Origin of the sequence: Pseudomonas sp. NPDC090233, assembly GCF_044772285.1 — a bacterium.
Classification (GTDB): domain Bacteria; phylum Pseudomonadota; class Gammaproteobacteria; order Pseudomonadales; family Pseudomonadaceae; genus Aquipseudomonas.
On record NZ_JBIVYQ010000010.1, the window covers coordinates 44,766 to 61,404 of the forward strand.

Annotated in this window: 18 protein-coding genes; 16 read left to right on the forward strand and 2 right to left on the reverse strand. The window is 62.6% G+C overall.

What is annotated here, in order from left to right; translation table 11 throughout:
• Genes fliM through flhB form a run of 7 tightly spaced genes read left to right on the forward strand, consistent with a single transcriptional unit; the run spans window position 1 to window position 4,912 of the window.
• Window positions 1-969, forward strand: coding sequence for a flagellar motor switch protein FliM (gene fliM / locus ACIQUF_RS24135; RefSeq protein ID WP_403136135.1), 969 nt, complete (start codon window positions 1-3; stop codon window positions 967-969).
• A 47-nt stretch (window positions 970-1,016) separates the two neighbouring features.
• The gene (fliN, locus tag ACIQUF_RS24140; RefSeq protein ID WP_400795111.1) at window positions 1,017-1,481 is read left to right on the forward strand and encodes a flagellar motor switch protein FliN; all 465 of its coding nucleotides are present in this window, start codon (window positions 1,017-1,019) and stop codon (window positions 1,479-1,481) included.
• Window positions 1,482-1,493: 12 nt separating this feature from the next.
• Window positions 1,494-1,937 carry a flagellar biosynthetic protein FliO gene (fliO, locus tag ACIQUF_RS24145; protein WP_403136136.1) on the forward strand — a complete coding sequence of 148 codons (444 nt, stop codon included), beginning with the start codon at window positions 1,494-1,496 and terminating at the stop codon, window positions 1,935-1,937.
• Window positions 1,937-2,692 carry a flagellar type III secretion system pore protein FliP gene (gene fliP / locus ACIQUF_RS24150; protein WP_403136138.1) on the forward strand — a complete coding sequence of 252 codons (756 nt, stop codon included), beginning with the start codon at window positions 1,937-1,939 and terminating at the stop codon, window positions 2,690-2,692. The genes fliO and fliP overlap by 1 nt, the downstream gene beginning before the upstream one ends.
• Window positions 2,693-2,713: 21 nt before the next feature.
• On the forward strand, window positions 2,714-2,983 hold the full coding sequence (gene fliQ, locus ACIQUF_RS24155; protein WP_186555986.1) for a flagellar biosynthesis protein FliQ: 270 nt from the start codon (window positions 2,714-2,716) through the stop codon (window positions 2,981-2,983).
• A gap of 7 nt (window positions 2,984-2,990) precedes the next feature.
• Window positions 2,991-3,767 (forward strand): flagellar biosynthetic protein FliR, encoded by a 777-nt coding sequence (gene fliR / locus ACIQUF_RS24160; RefSeq protein WP_403136140.1) that lies wholly within the window; start codon window positions 2,991-2,993, stop codon window positions 3,765-3,767.
• Between the two features lie 2 nt (window positions 3,768-3,769).
• The gene (flhB, locus tag ACIQUF_RS24165) at window positions 3,770-4,912 is read left to right on the forward strand and encodes a flagellar biosynthesis protein FlhB (protein ID WP_403136141.1); all 1,143 of its coding nucleotides are present in this window, start codon (window positions 3,770-3,772) and stop codon (window positions 4,910-4,912) included.
• A 15-nt stretch (window positions 4,913-4,927) separates the two neighbouring features.
• On the opposite strand, the gene ACIQUF_RS24170 is transcribed toward flhB, so the two are convergent.
• Both ACIQUF_RS24170 and ACIQUF_RS24175 read right to left on the reverse strand, forming a co-directional pair.
• Entirely contained in the window at window positions 4,928-5,398 is a 471-nt protein-coding gene (locus ACIQUF_RS24170) for a hypothetical protein (RefSeq protein ID WP_403136143.1), read from the reverse strand.
• A gap of 12 nt (window positions 5,399-5,410) precedes the next feature.
• Window positions 5,411-5,815: a hypothetical protein gene (locus ACIQUF_RS24175; RefSeq protein ID WP_403136145.1), complete on the reverse strand. Its 405-nt coding sequence runs from the start codon at window positions 5,813-5,815 to the stop codon at window positions 5,411-5,413.
• 298 nt (window positions 5,816-6,113) lie between these two features.
• On the opposite strand from ACIQUF_RS24175, the gene flhA reads away from it, so the two are divergent.
• The 9 genes from flhA to ACIQUF_RS24220 all read left to right on the forward strand — a co-directional run bounded on the left by flhA (window position 6,114) and on the right by ACIQUF_RS24220 (window position 16,637).
• Window positions 6,114-8,243 (forward strand): flagellar biosynthesis protein FlhA, encoded by a 2,130-nt coding sequence (gene flhA / locus ACIQUF_RS24180; protein WP_403136147.1) that lies wholly within the window; start codon window positions 6,114-6,116, stop codon window positions 8,241-8,243.
• A gap of 11 nt (window positions 8,244-8,254) precedes the next feature.
• On the forward strand, window positions 8,255-9,562 hold the full coding sequence (flhF, locus tag ACIQUF_RS24185) for a flagellar biosynthesis protein FlhF (RefSeq protein WP_403136149.1): 1,308 nt from the start codon (window positions 8,255-8,257) through the stop codon (window positions 9,560-9,562).
• Window positions 9,563-9,652: 90 nt separating this feature from the next.
• On the forward strand, window positions 9,653-10,486 hold the full coding sequence (fleN, locus tag ACIQUF_RS24190) for a flagellar synthesis regulator FleN (RefSeq protein WP_016393812.1): 834 nt from the start codon (window positions 9,653-9,655) through the stop codon (window positions 10,484-10,486).
• Window positions 10,483-11,223 (forward strand): RNA polymerase sigma factor FliA, encoded by a 741-nt coding sequence (gene fliA / locus ACIQUF_RS24195; protein WP_403136151.1) that lies wholly within the window; start codon window positions 10,483-10,485, stop codon window positions 11,221-11,223. The genes fleN and fliA overlap by 4 nt, the downstream gene beginning before the upstream one ends.
• A 104-nt stretch (window positions 11,224-11,327) precedes the next feature.
• Window positions 11,328-11,702 carry a chemotaxis response regulator CheY gene (locus ACIQUF_RS24200; RefSeq protein WP_133328372.1) on the forward strand — a complete coding sequence of 125 codons (375 nt, stop codon included), beginning with the start codon at window positions 11,328-11,330 and terminating at the stop codon, window positions 11,700-11,702.
• Window positions 11,703-11,720: 18 nt separating this feature from the next.
• The gene (locus tag ACIQUF_RS24205) at window positions 11,721-12,509 is read left to right on the forward strand and encodes a protein phosphatase CheZ (RefSeq protein ID WP_403136152.1); all 789 of its coding nucleotides are present in this window, start codon (window positions 11,721-11,723) and stop codon (window positions 12,507-12,509) included.
• A 12-nt stretch (window positions 12,510-12,521) separates the two neighbouring features.
• The gene (locus ACIQUF_RS24210; protein WP_403136154.1) at window positions 12,522-14,723 is read left to right on the forward strand and encodes a chemotaxis protein CheA; all 2,202 of its coding nucleotides are present in this window, start codon (window positions 12,522-12,524) and stop codon (window positions 14,721-14,723) included.
• Between the two features lie 46 nt (window positions 14,724-14,769).
• Window positions 14,770-15,897 carry a chemotaxis response regulator protein-glutamate methylesterase gene (locus ACIQUF_RS24215; RefSeq protein WP_403136156.1) on the forward strand — a complete coding sequence of 376 codons (1,128 nt, stop codon included), beginning with the start codon at window positions 14,770-14,772 and terminating at the stop codon, window positions 15,895-15,897.
• Window positions 15,897-16,637: a flagellar motor protein gene (locus ACIQUF_RS24220; protein ID WP_403136158.1), complete on the forward strand. Its 741-nt coding sequence runs from the start codon at window positions 15,897-15,899 to the stop codon at window positions 16,635-16,637. The genes ACIQUF_RS24215 and ACIQUF_RS24220 overlap by 1 nt, the downstream gene beginning before the upstream one ends.
• Window positions 16,638-16,639 lie beyond the last annotated feature (2 nt).

The window sequence follows — 16,639 nt, forward strand, 5'->3', positions numbered from 1 at the left end:
ATGGCCGTACAGGACCTGCTGTCCCAGGATGAGATCGATGCCCTGTTGCACGGCGTCGATGATGGGCTGGTACAGACCGAGAGCGCTGCCGAGCCCGGCAGCATCAAGAGCTATGACCTGACCAGCCAGGATCGGATCGTGCGCGGTCGCATGCCGACCCTGGAGATGATCAACGAGCGCTTCGCCCGCTATACCCGCATCAGCATGTTCAACCTGCTGCGCCGCTCGGCGGACGTGGCGGTTGGCGGCGTGCAGGTGATGAAGTTCGGCGAGTACGTGCATTCGCTGTACGTGCCGACCAGCCTCAACCTGGTCAAGATCAAGCCGCTGCGCGGCACGTCGCTGTTCATCCTCGACGCCAAGCTGGTGTTCAAGCTGGTGGACAACTTCTTCGGCGGTGACGGTCGTCACGCCAAGATCGAAGGCCGCGAGTTCACCCCGACCGAGCTGCGCGTGGTGCGCATGGTGCTGGACCAGTGCTTCATCGACCTCAAGGAAGCCTGGCAGGCGATCATGCCGGTCAACTTCGAGTACATGAACTCCGAAGTCAACCCGGCCATGGCCAACATCGTCGGGCCGAGCGAAGCGGTGGTGGTGTCGACCTTCCACATCGAACTGGACGGCGGCGGCGGCGACCTGCACGTGACCATGCCGTACTCGATGATCGAGCCGGTGCGGGAAATGCTCGATGCCGGTTTCCAGTCCGACCTGGACGACCAGGACGAGCGCTGGGTCAAGGCCCTGCGCGAGGATGTGCTGGACGTTTCCGTGCCGCTGAGTGCCACGGTCGCCCGTCGCCAGCTGAAACTGCGCGATGTGCTGCACATGCAGCCTGGCGACGTGATCCCGGTGGAGCTGCCTGAACACCTGGTGGTGCGCGCCAACGGCGTGCCGTCGTTCAAGGCAACCCTGGGTTCGCACAAGGGCAACCTGGCCCTGCAGATCATTGACCCGATCGAACGCCGCTGACGGCGTGCCGGTCGCTCACTACGAATTGAATGCCTGTCGAGGACATCATGGCTAACGAAAACGAGATCACCTCCCCGGAAGACCAGGCCCTGGCCGACGAGTGGGCTGCGGCACTTGAAGAAACCGGTGATGCCGGCCAGGCGGACATCGACGCGCTGCTGGGCGGCGACAGCGGCAGCGCTGGCGCTGGCCGGCTGCCGATGGAGGAGTTCGCAAGCTCCCCGAAGCCAAAGGAAAACGTCAGCCTGGAAGGCCCGAACCTGGATGTGATCCTGGACATCCCGGTGAACATTTCCATGGAAGTGGGCAGCACCGAGATCAACATCCGCAACCTGCTGCAGCTCAACCAGGGCTCGGTGATCGAGCTCGACCGCCTGGCCGGTGAGCCGCTTGACGTGCTGGTCAACGGCACGCTGATCGCCCACGGCGAAGTGGTGGTGGTCAACGAGAAGTTCGGCATCCGCCTGACCGATGTGATCAGCCCCAGCGAACGTATCAAGAAGCTGCGCTGAGTGAAGGGCACGATGCGGGCCGTCACGGCCCTGGCCACGCTGCTTGTCAGCGAAGTGGTGATCGCCGCAGCCGCCCCGGCCGTGCCGGCCACGCCACCGGCTGGCGCGCCTGGCAGCCTCGGCGGCCAGCTGGCGCAGATGGTGCTGGGCCTGCTGCTGGTAGTGGGCCTGATCTTCTTCCTGGCGTGGCTGCTGCGGCGCATGCAGGGCGCCGCGCCCAAGGGCGGCCAGGTAATCGAGATTGTTGGCAGCCGTGCCCTCGGCCCGCGTGACCGGCTGTTGCTGGTGCAGGTCGGCAAGGAGCAGATCCTCATCGGCCATACCCCAGGCAGCATCGAAGCCTTGCATGTGATGGCCGAACCCGTGGAAGTGCCCGCCAGCGCCCGCCAGGCGACGCCGGAATTCGCCCAGCGGCTGATGGAGCTGATGGGCAAGGATCAGAAGGACAAGAAGTGATGACTGGCGCGCTGCGCATCGTACTGACCCTGGCGTTGCTGCTGGCCGCACCGCTGGCCCTGGGCGCCGACCCGCTGTCGATCCCGGCCATTACCCTGTCCAACGGCCCGGACGGGCAGCAGGAGTATTCGGTCAGCCTGCAGATCCTGATGATCATGACGGCGCTGAGCTTCATTCCAGCGTTCGTCATCCTGATGACCAGCTTCACGCGCATCATCATCGTCTTCTCGATCCTGCGCCAGGCACTGGGCCTGCAGCAGACGCCGTCGAACCAGGTGTTGACCGGCATGGCGCTGTTCCTGACCCTGTTCATCATGGCGCCGGTGTTCGACCGGGTGAACCAGGATGCCGTGCAGCCGTACCTGAAGGAGCAGATGACCGCCCAGCAGGCCATCGACAAGGCTCAAGGCCCGCTCAAGGACTTCATGCTGGCGCAGACCCGGCAAAGCGACCTCGACCTGTTCATGCGCCTGTCCAAGCGTACCGACATCGCCGGCCCCGACCAGGTGCCGCTGACCATTCTGGTGCCGGCGTTCGTCACCTCTGAGCTGAAGACCGCGTTCCAGATCGGCTTCATGATCTTCATCCCGTTCCTGATCATCGACATGGTGGTCGCCAGTGTGCTGATGGCGATGGGTATGATGATGCTGTCGCCGTTGATCATCTCGCTGCCGTTCAAGATCATGCTGTTCGTCCTGGTCGATGGCTGGGCGCTGATCATGGGTACCCTGGCCGGCAGTTTCGGTGGCGTCTGACGCTGCCAAGGAGAGCCTTGCATGACACCTGAAGTCGCTGTCGACCTGTTCCGTGACGCGCTCTGGCTGACCACCCTGATGGTCGCTGTCCTGGTGGTGCCAAGCCTGTTGGTCGGCCTGGTGGTGGCGATGTTCCAGGCCGCCACGCAGATCAACGAACAGACCTTGAGCTTTTTGCCGCGTCTGCTGGTGATGCTGGTGACGCTGATCGTGGCCGGGCCTTGGCTGACGCAGAAGTTCATGGAGTACTTCATCGGCCTGTACACCAGCATCCCGCAGCTGATCGGTTGAGACGGCCATGCTGGAGCTGACCGACGCGCAGATCGGCACCTGGGTCGCCACCTTTCTGCTGCCGCTGTTCCGGGTGACGGCGGTGCTGATGACCATGCCGATCTTCGGCACCCGCATGCTGCCGGCGCGCGTGCGCCTGTATGCGGCGGTGGCGATCACCGTGGTGATCGTCCCGGCGCTGCCACCCTTGCCTGAATTCGACCCCTTGAGCCTGCGCGGCCTGCTGCTTTGCGGCGAGCAGATCATTGTCGGCGCGTTGTTCGGTTTTTCGCTGCAGTTGCTGTTCCAGGCGTTCGTCATTGCCGGACAGATCATCGCGATTCAGATGGGCATGGCCTTCGCCTCGATGGTCGATCCGGCCAACGGCGTCAACGTGGCCGTGGTCAGCCAATTCATGACCATGCTGGTGAGCGTGCTGTTTCTGCTGATGAATGGCCACCTGGTGGTGTTCGAGGTGCTGACCGAGAGCTTCACCACCTTGCCGGTTGGCCAGGCGCTGGTGGTCAATCATTACTGGGAGATGGCAGGGCGCCTGAGCTGGGTGTTCGGTGCCGGGCTGTTGCTGATCCTGCCGGCGATCGCCGCGCTGTTGGTGATCAACATCGCCTTTGGCGTGATGACGCGTGCCGCGCCACAGCTGAACATCTTCTCGATCGGTTTCCCGCTGACGCTGGTGCTGGGCATCGGCATTTTCTGGGTCGGCCTGGCCGACATACTGTCCCACTACCAGGCATTGGCCAGCGAAGCGCTGCAATGGCTGCGTGAACTGGCCAGGGCGCGCTGAGCATGGCAGAGAGCGAGAGCGGCCAGGACAAGACAGAAGACCCCACCGACAAGCGCAAACGTGACGCGCGTGAAAAAGGTGAGATCGCCCGCTCCAAAGAGCTGAACACCGTCGCGGTGACCCTGGGCGGTGCCGGTGCATTGCTGGCTTTTGGTGGCAATCTGGCCGAGGCCTTGATGACCTTGATGCAGATGAATTTTTCGCTGACCCGCGAAGTGCTCACCGATGAGCGCTCGATGGGCCTGTTCCTGCTGGCCTCGGGCAAGATGGCCATCTGGGCGACGCAGCCGATTCTGGTGCTGTTGTTCATTGTCGCCTTGATCTCGCCCGTCGCCCTTGGCGGCTTTATCTTCTCGGGCAGCCTGCTGCAGCCCAAATTCAGCCGCATGAACCCGTTGTCAGGGATCAAGCGCATGTTCTCGATGAATGCGCTGACCGAGCTGCTGAAGGCGATGGCCAAGTTCTTCATGATCCTCATCGTGGCGCTGGTGGTGCTCAGTAACGACCGTCAGGCGCTGCTGGCGATCGCCAACGAACCGCTGGAGCAGGCGATCATCCACAGTGTTCAGGTGGTCGGCTGGAGTGCACTGTGGATGGCCGCCGGGCTGTTGATCATTGCGGCGGCGGATGTGCCGTTCCAGCTGTATCAGACGCACAAGAAGCTGAAGATGACCAAGCAGGAGGTCAAGGACGAGTACAAGGACAGCGAAGGGAAGCCTGAGGTCAAGCAGCGTATTCGCCAACTGCAGCGTGAAGCTTCGCAGCGACGCATGATGGCCGCAGTGCCCGAGGCGGATGTGATTATCACCAACCCGACGCACTATGCGGTGGCCCTGCAATACGACCCGGAGAAGGGTGGGGTGGCGCCGTTGCTGCTGGCCAAAGGGACGGATTTCATCGCCCTGAAGATTCGCGAGATTGGCGTCGAGCACAAGGTGCAGATTCTGGAGTCGCCCGCGCTGGCGCGGGCGATCTATTACTCCACCGAGCTTGAGCAGGAAATTCCGGCGGGCTTGTACCTGGCAGTGGCACAGGTGCTGGCGTATGTGTTCCAGATTCGCCAGTACCGATCGGGCAAGGGCAAGCGGCCGGAGCCGTTGAAGGAAGACTTGCCAATTCCGCCGGATTTACGGCGGGATGATTGATGCACTTGCCGCAGGCTATTGATCGGCTTGGATAAACTCGAATTTGGCATCACCCGTTGCAGCAGTGGGTAGAGTGACTTTGATCAGTGGAATGTCGATGCCGGTTTTTACGCGAAATCGGTCTCTGTCTTTTCTAGCGTCTACCAACGCAGTGGCGGTGTTGTAGAAAAATGCCTGTATGGGTAGGAGACCATCCGTGTCGTCGGTCCACACACTCAGCAATAGCTCGTTCCATGCCATGAAGAATCTCGACGAATCCAGCCGTTTCGCCAGCAGGCCATGATGGAAGGCACCTGTGGCATGTCCATCGCGTTCATCTCTTACATCAAACGCACAGATGTTGGCATTGAATTGGGGGGTGGCGGGGTAGGCGGCAACCCATTGCTGGGCTGTATAAATGGGCGGATTTCGACCCCAGCAGGTTTCGCTTGTGGGATTGTTGGGATAGCGGCCGCAGGGTCCTTTTTCAACACGCAGGTCGGTCATCGCGTCCTGTGGTTAGAAGCAGAGTACCGGTATGCGCCGCTCCGGCGTGACTTTGAAGTTGGGATAAAAGATGAAGCCGTTAGCGTTGGGGCGGCTATAGGCGAAAAGTCCGAAGTTTTGATCCTTGCGCAGGTAAGAGAATGAGACAGCGCGCTTTTTCTTGGCCATAGGGCTGGGGTCCCACGACTCATAGTCATCGGAGTAAGTGGTAACTCGAATGATCACGCCCGAGCAAAGAAACGCGGGTTGCGTGTCCGAGTTGTTGCACCTGGGCGTGGTATCCATGTATTGCTCGGTGAGCGCTGCGGCGGTAGCTTCGCCGTCAAGTGTCGAAGTGGTATTCGTCGATGGTGTGCGCGGCGGGCTGACACATGCTGCCAGCATCAAATTCAATAGAAGCAGTATCAAAAACTTCATAATCTCAGGCCTCATGTAGGTTCCCGATCGGCCTGCGCGACTACCCGTTTCCAGTGATTGCTGGATGACGTTTCGATGAGCCAGTCAGCGTTGAACCTACAATTCAGCAGATGAGGCCGCTACTGGCATATTTGTCAGTTGACCCACGCCAAGGCTATGGCTGTGAGGCTGAGGCAGGTCGCCGTCAGCCACGGCATTGGGGAGATGAGCCCTGATACCTGCAAAGTTGGAAAGCTTCTTGCAGAGCCACGCCCAAGCGCCCCTTGGGCGTCAAAGTTTTGCTCGAAGAGGACACCCGGTGGATCGCACTCAGTTAATCAGCAACGCACGCCACAACCTGGCTGGCCTCGGTCGGGGCAACCTGGGTGTGCCGCTGTTGCTGCTGGTGATGTTGGCAATGATGATGTTGCCGATACCGCCGTTCCTGCTCGATGTGTTCTTCACCTTCAACATCGCCCTGTCGATCGTGGTCCTGCTGGTCTGCGTATACGCCTTGCGCCCGCTCGACTTCGCCGCGTTCCCCACGATTCTGCTGGTCGCCACACTTCTGCGTCTGGCGCTTAACGTCGCCTCTACACGTGTGGTCATGCTTCATGGTCAAGAGGGCCACGGCGCTGCGGGCAAGGTGATCCAGGCCTTCGGTGAAGTGGTGATCGGCGGCAACTACGTCGTCGGTGCGGTGGTGTTCGCCATCCTCATGATCATCAACTTCGTCGTGGTGACCAAGGGTGCCGGGCGTATCTCCGAAGTCAGCGCACGTTTCACCCTCGACGCCATGCCCGGCAAGCAGATGGCCATCGACGCCGACCTCAACGCCGGCCTGATCGACCAGGCCCAGGCCAAGGCGCGTCGCGCCGAGGTGGCCCAGGAGGCCGAGTTCTACGGTTCGATGGACGGTGCCAGCAAGTTCGTCCGCGGTGACGCCATCGCCGGCCTGTTGATCCTGTTCATCAACCTGATCGGCGGCATGCTCATCGGCATGTTGCAGCACAACATGTCGTTCAGCGATGCCGGCAAGGTCTACGCCCTGTTGACCATCGGTGACGGTTTGGTGGCGCAATTGCCATCACTGCTGCTCTCTACTGCGGCCGCGATCATGGTTACCCGTGCCTCGGGCTCCGAGGACATGGGCAAGCTGATCAACCGGCAGATGTTCGATTCGCCGAAGGCGCTAGGTGTATCGGCGGGTTTGATGATCGTCATGGGCCTGGTGCCAGGCATGCCGCACGTCGCCTTCCTCAGCCTTGGCCTGCTGGCCGGTGGTGGTGCGTACCTGGTGTGGAAGAAGCAGCAGAAGGCCAAAGTCGTCGCGCAGCAGGAAGCGCAGCGCCAGCAGGACTTGCTGCCGTCGCCGCAACGGGCGATGGAAACCAAAGAGCTGGGCTGGGATGACGTGACGCCGATCGACATGATCGGCCTGGAAGTCGGCTACCGCCTGATTCCGCTGGTCGACCGCAACCAAGGCGGCCAGTTGCTGGCGCGGATCAAGGGGGTGCGCAAGAAGCTTTCCCAGGATCTGGGCTTCCTCATGCCCACCGTGCACATTCGCGACAACCTCGACCTGCAGCCCAGCGCCTACCGCCTGACGCTGATGGGCGTGATTCTGGCCGAGGCCGAGATCTACCCCGACCGGGAGCTTGCGATCAACCCCGGCCAGGTATTTGGCACCCTCAACGGTATCGCCGCCCGCGATCCGGCATTCGGCCTGGAGGCGGTGTGGGTCGACATCGCTCAGCGCGCCCAGGCGCAGTCGTTGGGCTATACCGTGGTCGATGCCAGTACTGTGGTGGCCACCCACCTGAACCAGATTCTGCAGAAGCATTGCCACGAACTGATTGGCCACGAAGAGGTCCAGCAATTGCTGCAGGTGCTGGGCAAGGCTTCGCCTAAACTTGCTGAGGAACTGGTGCCGGGTGTCATTTCCTTGTCGGGCCTGCTCAAGGTCCTGCAAGCGCTGCTTGCCGAGCAAGTGCCGGTGCGTGACATCCGCAGTATTGCCGAGGCGATCGCCAACAATGCCGGCAAGAGTCAAGATACCGCCGCGTTGGTCGCGGCAGTGCGCGTCGGATTGTGTCGTGCCATCGTGCAAAGCATTGTCGGCGTTGAGTCCGAGCTGCCTGTGATCACCCTTGAGCCAAGGTTGGAACAGATTTTGCTCAATAGTCTGCAAAGGGCCGGGCAAGGTCAGGAAGACGGTGTTCTTCTGGAACCGAGCATGGCCGAAAAGCTGCAGCGTTCGTTGATCGAAGCGGCTCAGCGCCAGGAGATGCAAGGCCAACCGGCCATCCTCCTGGTCGCTGGCCCGATCCGTGCCATGCTGTCGCGCTTCGGCCGCCTGGCTGTACCGAATTTGCATGTTCTGGCGTATCAGGAAATACCGGATAACAAGCAAGTCACCATCGTTGCCACCGTGGGCCCCAACGGCTGAGGTAGTGGGTTATGCAAGTTAAGCGTTTTTTCGCCGCCGATATGCGTCAGGCCATGAAGCTGGTTCGTGATGAGCTGGGCTCCGACGCCGCCATCATCGGTAACCGCCGCATCGCCGGCGGTGTCGAGCTGACGGCCGCGCTGGACTACAAGCTGTCCGCGCTGGCCCCGCGCGTGCCCAATGCCGAGCTCGAAGAAGAGCTGCGCAAGACCCACACGCGGATCGCCACCGCCCAGGCCGAGCTGGACAACCGCAGCGAGGCCAGCGAAGGCAGCCGCCAATTGTTTGCCGGCCAGTCGCTGACCGCATCGGAGCCGTTGATCGAGCCGCACGTGGATGCGCCAGCTGCAGTAGCCCCGGCCGCCCCGGCGCCGGTCGACCCTCGTTTGTTCGATGCCATGCGCTCGGAACTGTCCGGCCTGCGCGAACTGCTGGAAGTGCAGCTCGGTTCGCTGGCCTGGAACCAGCTGCAAGGCAGCAAGCCGGCCCAGGCCAACCTCTGGCGCCGTTTGCAGCGTATCGGCCTGTCCGGCCCGATCGCCCGCGAGCTGCTCGAACTCACCCAGGAAATCGAAGAGCCGCGCCATGCCTGGCGCATGCTGTTGGCGCACCTGGCGCGGATGATCGAGGTACCTGAGGTCGAGCCGATCGAAGAGGGTGGTGTGATTGCCGTGGTAGGCCCCGCCGGCATGGGCAAGACCACCACCCTGGCCAAGCTGGCCGCGCGTTACGTGCTCAAGTACGGCCCGCAGAACCTGGCGCTGGTGAGCATGGACAGCTTCCGCATCGGTGCCCAGGAACAGCTCAAGACCTTGGGGCGCATCCTCAATGTGCCGGTGACCTACGTCGACCCGGGCCAGTCGCTGGCCCAGGCGCTGGAGCCGCTGCTGCGCAAGCGCGTGGTGCTGATCGATACCGCCGGCCTGCAGGCCAGCGACCCGGCCCTGCGCATGCAGCTGGAAAGCCTGGCCGGCCGTGGCATCGCCTCGAAGAACTACCTGGTGCTGGCCACTACTAGCCAGAAGCAGGTGCTGACCGCCGCCTACCACAGCTACAAGCGCTGCGGCCTGGCCGGTTGCATCCTGACCAAACTCGATGAAACGGCGAGCCTCGGCGATGTGCTGAGCCTGGCCATCAGTCATGAACTGCCCGTGGCCTACCTCACCGATGGCCCGCGCATTCCTGACGACCTGCACTTGCCACGGGCGCACCAGCTGGTGACCCGCGCAGTGAATGTGCAGTTGCAGGACGAGCCCAGCGAAGAGGCCATGGCCGACATGTTCGCTGATCTCTATCACAATCCACGGCGAGCGGGTTGATGAAGCGTGTCCAAAATACCTACACCAAGGGGGCTGCCGCATCGCCCCTCGTGTGGCTTGGGTCCAAGCGAGACAAGGTAAACAACGAACATGGGTAGCATGCATCCCGTACAGGTGATCGCCGTAACCGGTGGCAAAGGTGGCGTCGGCAAGACTAACGTTTCAGTGAACCTGTCCCTGGCGCTGGCCGAGCTCGGCCGCCGGGTCATGCTGCTGGACGCCGACCTGGGCCTGGCCAATGTCGACGTGTTGCTGGGCCTGACCCCCAAACGCACCCTGGCTGATGTCATCGAAGGGCGCTGCGAGCTGCGCGACGTGCTGTTGCAGGGGCCAGGCGGTGTACGCATCGTGCCGGCAGCCTCCGGCACCCAGAGCATGGTGCACCTGGCGCCGGCCCAGCATGCCGGGCTGATCCAGGCCTTCAGCGAGATCGGCGACAACCTCGACGTGCTGGTGATCGACACCGCTGCGGGTATTGGTGACTCGGTAGTCAGCTTCGTCCGCGCGGCGCAGGAAGTGCTGCTGGTGGTGTGCGACGAACCCACCTCGATCACCGACGCCTACGCGCTGATCAAACTGCTCAATCGCGATTACGGGATGAACCGTTTCCGCGTGTTGGCCAACATGGCGCAGAGCCCGCAGGAAGGTCGCAACCTGTTCGCCAAGCTGACCAAGGTCACCGACCGCTTCCTCGATGTCGCCCTGCAATACGTCGGCGCCGTGCCGTACGACGAGTGTGTGCGCAAGGCGGTGCAAAAGCAGCGGGCGGTCTACGAGGCCTTCCCGCGCTCCAAATGCGCGCTGGCGTTCAAGGCCATTGCGCAGAAGGTCGACAGCTGGCCGTTGCCAGCCAACCCGCGCGGGCACCTGGAGTTCTTCGTCGAGCGCCTGGTTCAGCCCACCAGTGCAGGGCCAGTGCTATGAGTGCGAGCGGCTTCAAGATGTACAGCAAGGCGTCCAAGGACGCCCAGTACGAACTGATCGAACGCTACGCCCCGCTGGTCAAGCGTATTGCCTACCACCTGCTGGCGCGCCTGCCGGCCAACGTGCAGGTCGAGGACTTGATCCAGGCCGGCATGATCGGCCTGCTGGAAGTCGCCAACAAGTACGACGCCAGCAAGGGTGCGAGCTTTGAAACCTACGCCGGCATCCGCATCCGCGGCGCCATGCTCGATGAGGTGCGCAAGGGTGACTGGGCGCCGCGTTCGGTGCACCGCAACACCCGCATGGTCAGCGACGCGATGCGCGCCGTTGAAGCCAGAACCGGCCGCGACGCTAAAGATCATGAAGTTGCTGCCGAACTTCAATTGAGTCTCGATGATTACTACGGGATTTTGAACGATACCCTGGGCAGCCGCCTGTTCAGTTTCGACGACCTGTTGCAGGACGGCGAACACGAAGGGCTGCACGAGGATGGCGCCAGTGGCCAGGTCGAGCCGTCGCGCGACCTGGAAGACGAGCGCTTCCAGGTCGCCCTGACCGATGCCATCGCCAACCTGCCGGAGCGTGAGCGGCTGGTCCTGGCGCTGTACTACGACGAAGAACTGAACCTCAAGGAAATCGGTGAGGTGCTGGGGGTCAGCGAATCGCGTGTCAGCCAGCTGCATAGCCAGTGTGCCGCGCGCCTGCGCAGCCGTCTGGGGGAGTGGCGGGCGCGCTGAGCCGGGGGTCGTTGCAGTCGTTTTCACGTTGTACCGAATTGATTGAGTGCGCGCTCGGGGCCGAGCGCGTTAGAGACTGCTTGGAGGTCTAATTGAACAAAGACATGAAAATCCTCATCGTTGACGACTTCTCGACGATGCGGCGGATCATCAAGAACCTGCTGCGTGATCTGGGCTTCACCAACACCGACGAAGCCGACGACGGCACCACGGCGCTGCCGATGCTCGAAAGCGGCCATTACGACTTCCTGGTGACCGACTGGAACATGCCGGGCATGTCCGGTATCGACCTGCTGCGCAAGGTGCGCGCGCACGAGCGCCTGAAGGGCATGCCGGTGCTGATGGTGACCGCCGAAGCCAAGCGCGACCAGATCATCGAAGCGGCCCAGGCCGGGGTCAATGGCTACGTGGTCAAGCCGTTCACCGCGCAGGTGCTCAAAGAAAAGATCGAGAAGATCTTCGAACGCGTCAACGGCTGAATCAGCTCAGGGGGCGCCATGGAATCATCACAAACGTCTTTGGGGGAGTTCGAATCGACCCTGAAGAAGCATGCCCAGGAGTTGGTCGAAAGCCTGGAGAAGGGGCAGTTCGGCGAGGCGGTGCAGCTGATTCATCAGCTCAACCAGACCCGCGACCGTGGCCTGTACCAGGAAGTCGGCAAGCTGACCCGCGAGCTGCACAGCGCGATCGTCAGCTTTCAGATCGACCCGCGCATGCCGCAGGCCGAGGAAGTCTCGCAGATCACCGACGCCACTGAGCGTTTGTCCTACGTGGTCAAGCTCACCGAAGGCGCCGCCAACCGCACCATGGACCTGGTCGAGGAAAGCACCCCGGTGCTTAACGACCTGGCGACCGAAGCGCAGAACCTGAGTGTCGACTGGCAGCGCTTCATGCGCCGCGAAGTTGCTGCGCCGGAATTTCGTGACCTGGTCAAGCGCGTTGACAGTTTCCTGACGCACAGCGCCGAAGGTAACCGCAAGGTCTCTGGCCACCTCAATGACATTCTGCTGGCCCAGGACTATCAGGACCTGACCGGGCAGGTGATCAAGCGGGTGACCACGCTGGTGACCGAAGTCGAAAGCAATCTGCTCAAGCTCGTACTGATGGCCAGTCAGGTCGACCGTTTTGCCGGTATCGAACATGACCACCAGCAGCTACGTGCTGAAAAAGATGAAGAAAAATATCCGGCTCGGGGTGAAGGTCCGCAGATTCATGCCGATAAGCGTGAAGACGTCGTGTCCGGTCAGGACGATGTCGATGATCTGCTGTCCAGCCTGGGTTTTTGAGGAGCACGTTTAATGAGCTTCGGCGCCGATGAAGAAATCCTTCAGGATTTCCTGGTAGAAGCCGGCGAAATTCTTGAGCAACTGTCCGAGCAACTGGTCGAGCTGGAAAGCCGGCCCGACGATGCCGACCTGCTCAATGCGATCTTTCGCGGTTTCCACACTGTAAAAGGGGGCGCCGGCTTCCTCCAGCTCAACGAGCTGGTGGAGTGCTGCCATATCGCCGAGAACGTGTTCGACATTCTGCGCAAAGGTGAGCGTCGGGTCGACGCGGAACTGATGGACGTGGTGCTCGAAGCGCTCGACACGGTCAACAGCATGTTCGGCCAGGTGCGTGAACGCAGCGAAGTGACTCCGGCCACGCCCGAGCTGCTGGCGGCCTTGTCGCGCCTGGCCGAACCAGGCGCTGCGCCAGCCCCTGCCGCAGTGGTCGAGGCTGCGCCCGAGCCTGCCGCCGAGGCGGACATCACCGATACCGAATTCGAACAGCTGCTCGACTCGCTCGACGCGGTCAAGGCCGAAGCTGCCGCTGCAGAACAGCAGCTGCAGGGCGAAACCGTGAGCGGCGCAGCAGACGAGATCACCGACGCCGAGTTCGAGTCGCTGCTCGACCAGTTGCACGGCAAGGGCCAGTTCTCGGCTGAAGTCGTTGCCAGCGAGCCGGTTGCCGTTGCCGCCAGTGCGCCGGCCAGCGACGAGATCACCGACGAAGAATTCGAGTCGCTGCTGGACCAACTGCACGGCAAAGGCACCTTCCAGGCCGATGCGCTGCCGGTTGCCGCGCCTGCACAGGTCAACGCTGCACCGGCTGCCGCCAGCGGCGATGAGATCAGCGAACACGAGTTCGAAGCACTGCTCGACCAGCTGCATGGCAAAGGCAAGTTCTCTGGCGATGCCGTCACCGCCGAAGCGCCGGCTGCCGTTGCTGCGCCTGTCGCCGCCAGGCCGCAAAGCCAGCCTGTCGCCCAGCCGGCGCCCGCTGCGGTGGCCAAGCCCGCCGCGCCGGCCCGTACTCCGGCCCCGGCTGCCGAGAAGCACGTCAGCGAGGCGGAAACCACCGTGCGCGTCGACACCGCGCGCCTGGACGAGATCATGAACATGGTCGGCGAACTGGTGCTGGTGCGTAACCGCCTGGTGCGCCTGGGCCTGAACAGCGGCGACGAGGCCATGTCCAAGGCCGTGTCGAACCTCGACGTGGTCACCGCCGACCTGCAGACCGCGGTGATGAAAACCCGCATGCAGCCGATCAAGAAAGTCTTCGGCCGCTTCCCGCGCCTGGTCCGCGACCTGGCTCGCCAGCTCAAGAAAGAGATCAACCTGGAACTGGTCGGTGAAGAGACCGACCTCGACAAGAACCTGGTCGAGGCCCTGGCTGACCCGCTGGTGCACTTGGTGCGCAACGCGGTCGACCATGGCGTCGAAATGCCGGATGAGCGTGAAGCCTCGGGCAAGGCGCGCACCGGCCGCGTGGTGCTGTCGGCCGAACAGGAAGGCGACCACATCCTGCTGTCGATTTCTGACGACGGCAAGGGCATGGACCCCAACATCCTGCGGGCCAAGGCCGTGGAAAAGGGCCTGATGGACAAGGACGCCGCCGAGCGCCTGAGCGAGTCGGACTGCTACAACCTGATCTTCGCCCCGGGCTTCTCGACCAAGACGGAAATTTCAGACGTGTCTGGCCGTGGTGTCGGCATGGACGTGGTGAAAACCAAGATTTCCCAGCTCAATGGCTCGATCAATATCTACTCGGCCAAGGGCCAGGGTTCGAAGATCGTCATCAAGGTGCCGCTGACCCTGGCGATCATGCCGACCCTGATGGTGATGCTGGGCAACCAGGCATTCGCCTTCCCACTGGTCAACGTCAACGAGATCTTCCACCTCGACCTGTCGCGCACCAACGTGGTCGACGGCCAGGAAGTGGTGATCGTGCGCGACAAGGCGCTGCCGCTGTTCTACCTCAAGCGCTGGCTGGTCCAGGGCCAGGTGCACGAAGAGCAGCACGAGGGCCATGTGGTGATTCTCTCGGTGGGTACCCAGCGTATCGGCTTCGTGGTCGACCAGCTGGTGGGCCAGGAAGAGGTGGTGATCAAGCCGCTGGGCAAGATGCTGCAGGGCACCCCGGGCATGTCCGGCGCCACCATCACCGGCGACGGTCGCATTGCGCTGATTCTCGACGTACCGAGCATGCTCAAGCGTTACGCGGCGCGGCGTATTTGATTTCGGTGGCGCGGCCTGATGGGCTGCGCCGCCTAATGGAGTGTTTATGGCAGTCAAGGTCCTGGTGGTGGATGATTCCGGTTTCTTCCGCCGCCGCGTCTCGGAAATCCTCTCGGCCGACCCGACGATCCAGGTCGTGGGTACCGCGACCAACGGCAGGGAAGCGATCGACCAGGCGCTGGCGCTCAAGCCCGATGTCATCACCATGGACTACGAAATGCCCATGATGGATGGCATCACCGCTGTGCGGCACATCATGCAGCGCTGCCCGACGCCGGTGTTGATGTTCTCCTCGCTGACCCACGAAGGCGCTCGGGTGACCCTCGATGCCTTGGACGCCGGCGCGGTGGATTACCTGCCGAAGAACTTCGAAGACATCTCGCGCAACCCGGAGAAGGTCAAGCAGATGCTGTGCGAAAAGGTGCATACCATTTCGCGCAGCAACCGCCGTTTTGGCGGTTACGCAAGCCCGGCGCCGGTCGCCGCGCCAGCACCTGCCAGCAGCGCTCCGGCCCCGGTCAGCAGCCTTGCCAGCCACGCCCCGGCGCGCGCGGCGGTGCCTGCCCGCACTGCACCAGTGGCGCCTGCACATTCGCCAGCGCCCAAGCGCAAGCCTTACAAGCTGGTGGCCATTGGTACGTCCACCGGTGGCCCGGTAGCGCTGCAACGCGTGCTGACTCAGCTGCCAGCAGGCTTCCCAGCGCCCATCGTGCTGATTCAGCACATGCCGGCGGCGTTCACCAAGGCTTTTGCCGAGCGCCTCGACAAGCTGTGCAAGATCACCGTCAAGGAAGCCGAGGACGGCGACCTGCTGCGCCCCGGTCTGGCGCTGTTGGCCCCCGGCGGCAAGCAGATGATGATCGATGGCCGCGGCACGGTGAAGATCCTGCCCGGTGACGAGCGCCTGAACTACAAACCTTGCGTGGATATTACCTTTGGTTCGGCGGCGAAATCCTACGGCGACAAGGTGCTCTCGGTGGTACTCACCGGCATGGGCGCCGATGGCCGAGAAGGCGCGCGCCTGCTCAAGCAGGGAGGCAGCACCGTGTGGGCCCAGGATGAAGCCAGCTGCGTGATCTATGGCATGCCCATGGCCATCGTCAAAGCCAACCTGGCCGATGCGGTGTACAGCCTGGATGAAATCGGCAAGCACCTGGTCGAGGCCTGCGTCTGATGGATGTCCTGAGCCTGATTGGTCTGATCCTGGCCTTCGTCGCCATCATCGGCGGCAACTTCCTCGAAGGCGGCCACGTCGGCGCGCTGATCAACGGCCCGGCGGCGCTGATCGTGCTCGGCGGCACCCTGGCGGCGGCGTTGCTGCAGTCGCCGCTGTCGTCGTTCAAGCGTGCCATGCAGATTGCACGCTGGATCATCTTCCCGCCACGGGTCGACCTGGCCGGTGGCATCGACCGGGTAGTGAACTGGAGCCTGACGGCGCGCAAGGAAGGCCTGCTGGGCCTGGAAGGCGTGGCCGATGGCGAGCCCGACCCGTATGCCCGCAAGGGCTTGCAGCTGCTGGTCGACGGCGCCGAGCCCGAGGCCATCCGCAGCATTCTCGAAGTCGACTTCCTGACCCAGGAAGGCCGCGATATCCAGGCCGCCAAGGTGTTCGAAAGCATGGGCGGCTATGCGCCGACCATCGGCATCATCGGTGCGGTAATGGGCCTGATCCACGTGATGGGCAACCTGGCCGACCCGTCGCAGCTGGGCAACGGCATCGCCGTGGCCTTCGTCGCCACCATCTACGGGGTGGCCAGCGCCAACCTGATCCTGCTGCCGGTCGCCAACAAGCTCAAGGCCATCGTCATGCGCCAGTCGCGCTACCGCGAGATGCTGCTTGAAGGCCTGTTGTCGATTGCCGAGGGTGAAAACCCGCGCTCGATCGAGCTGAAGCTGCAAGGCTTCATGGAGTAACC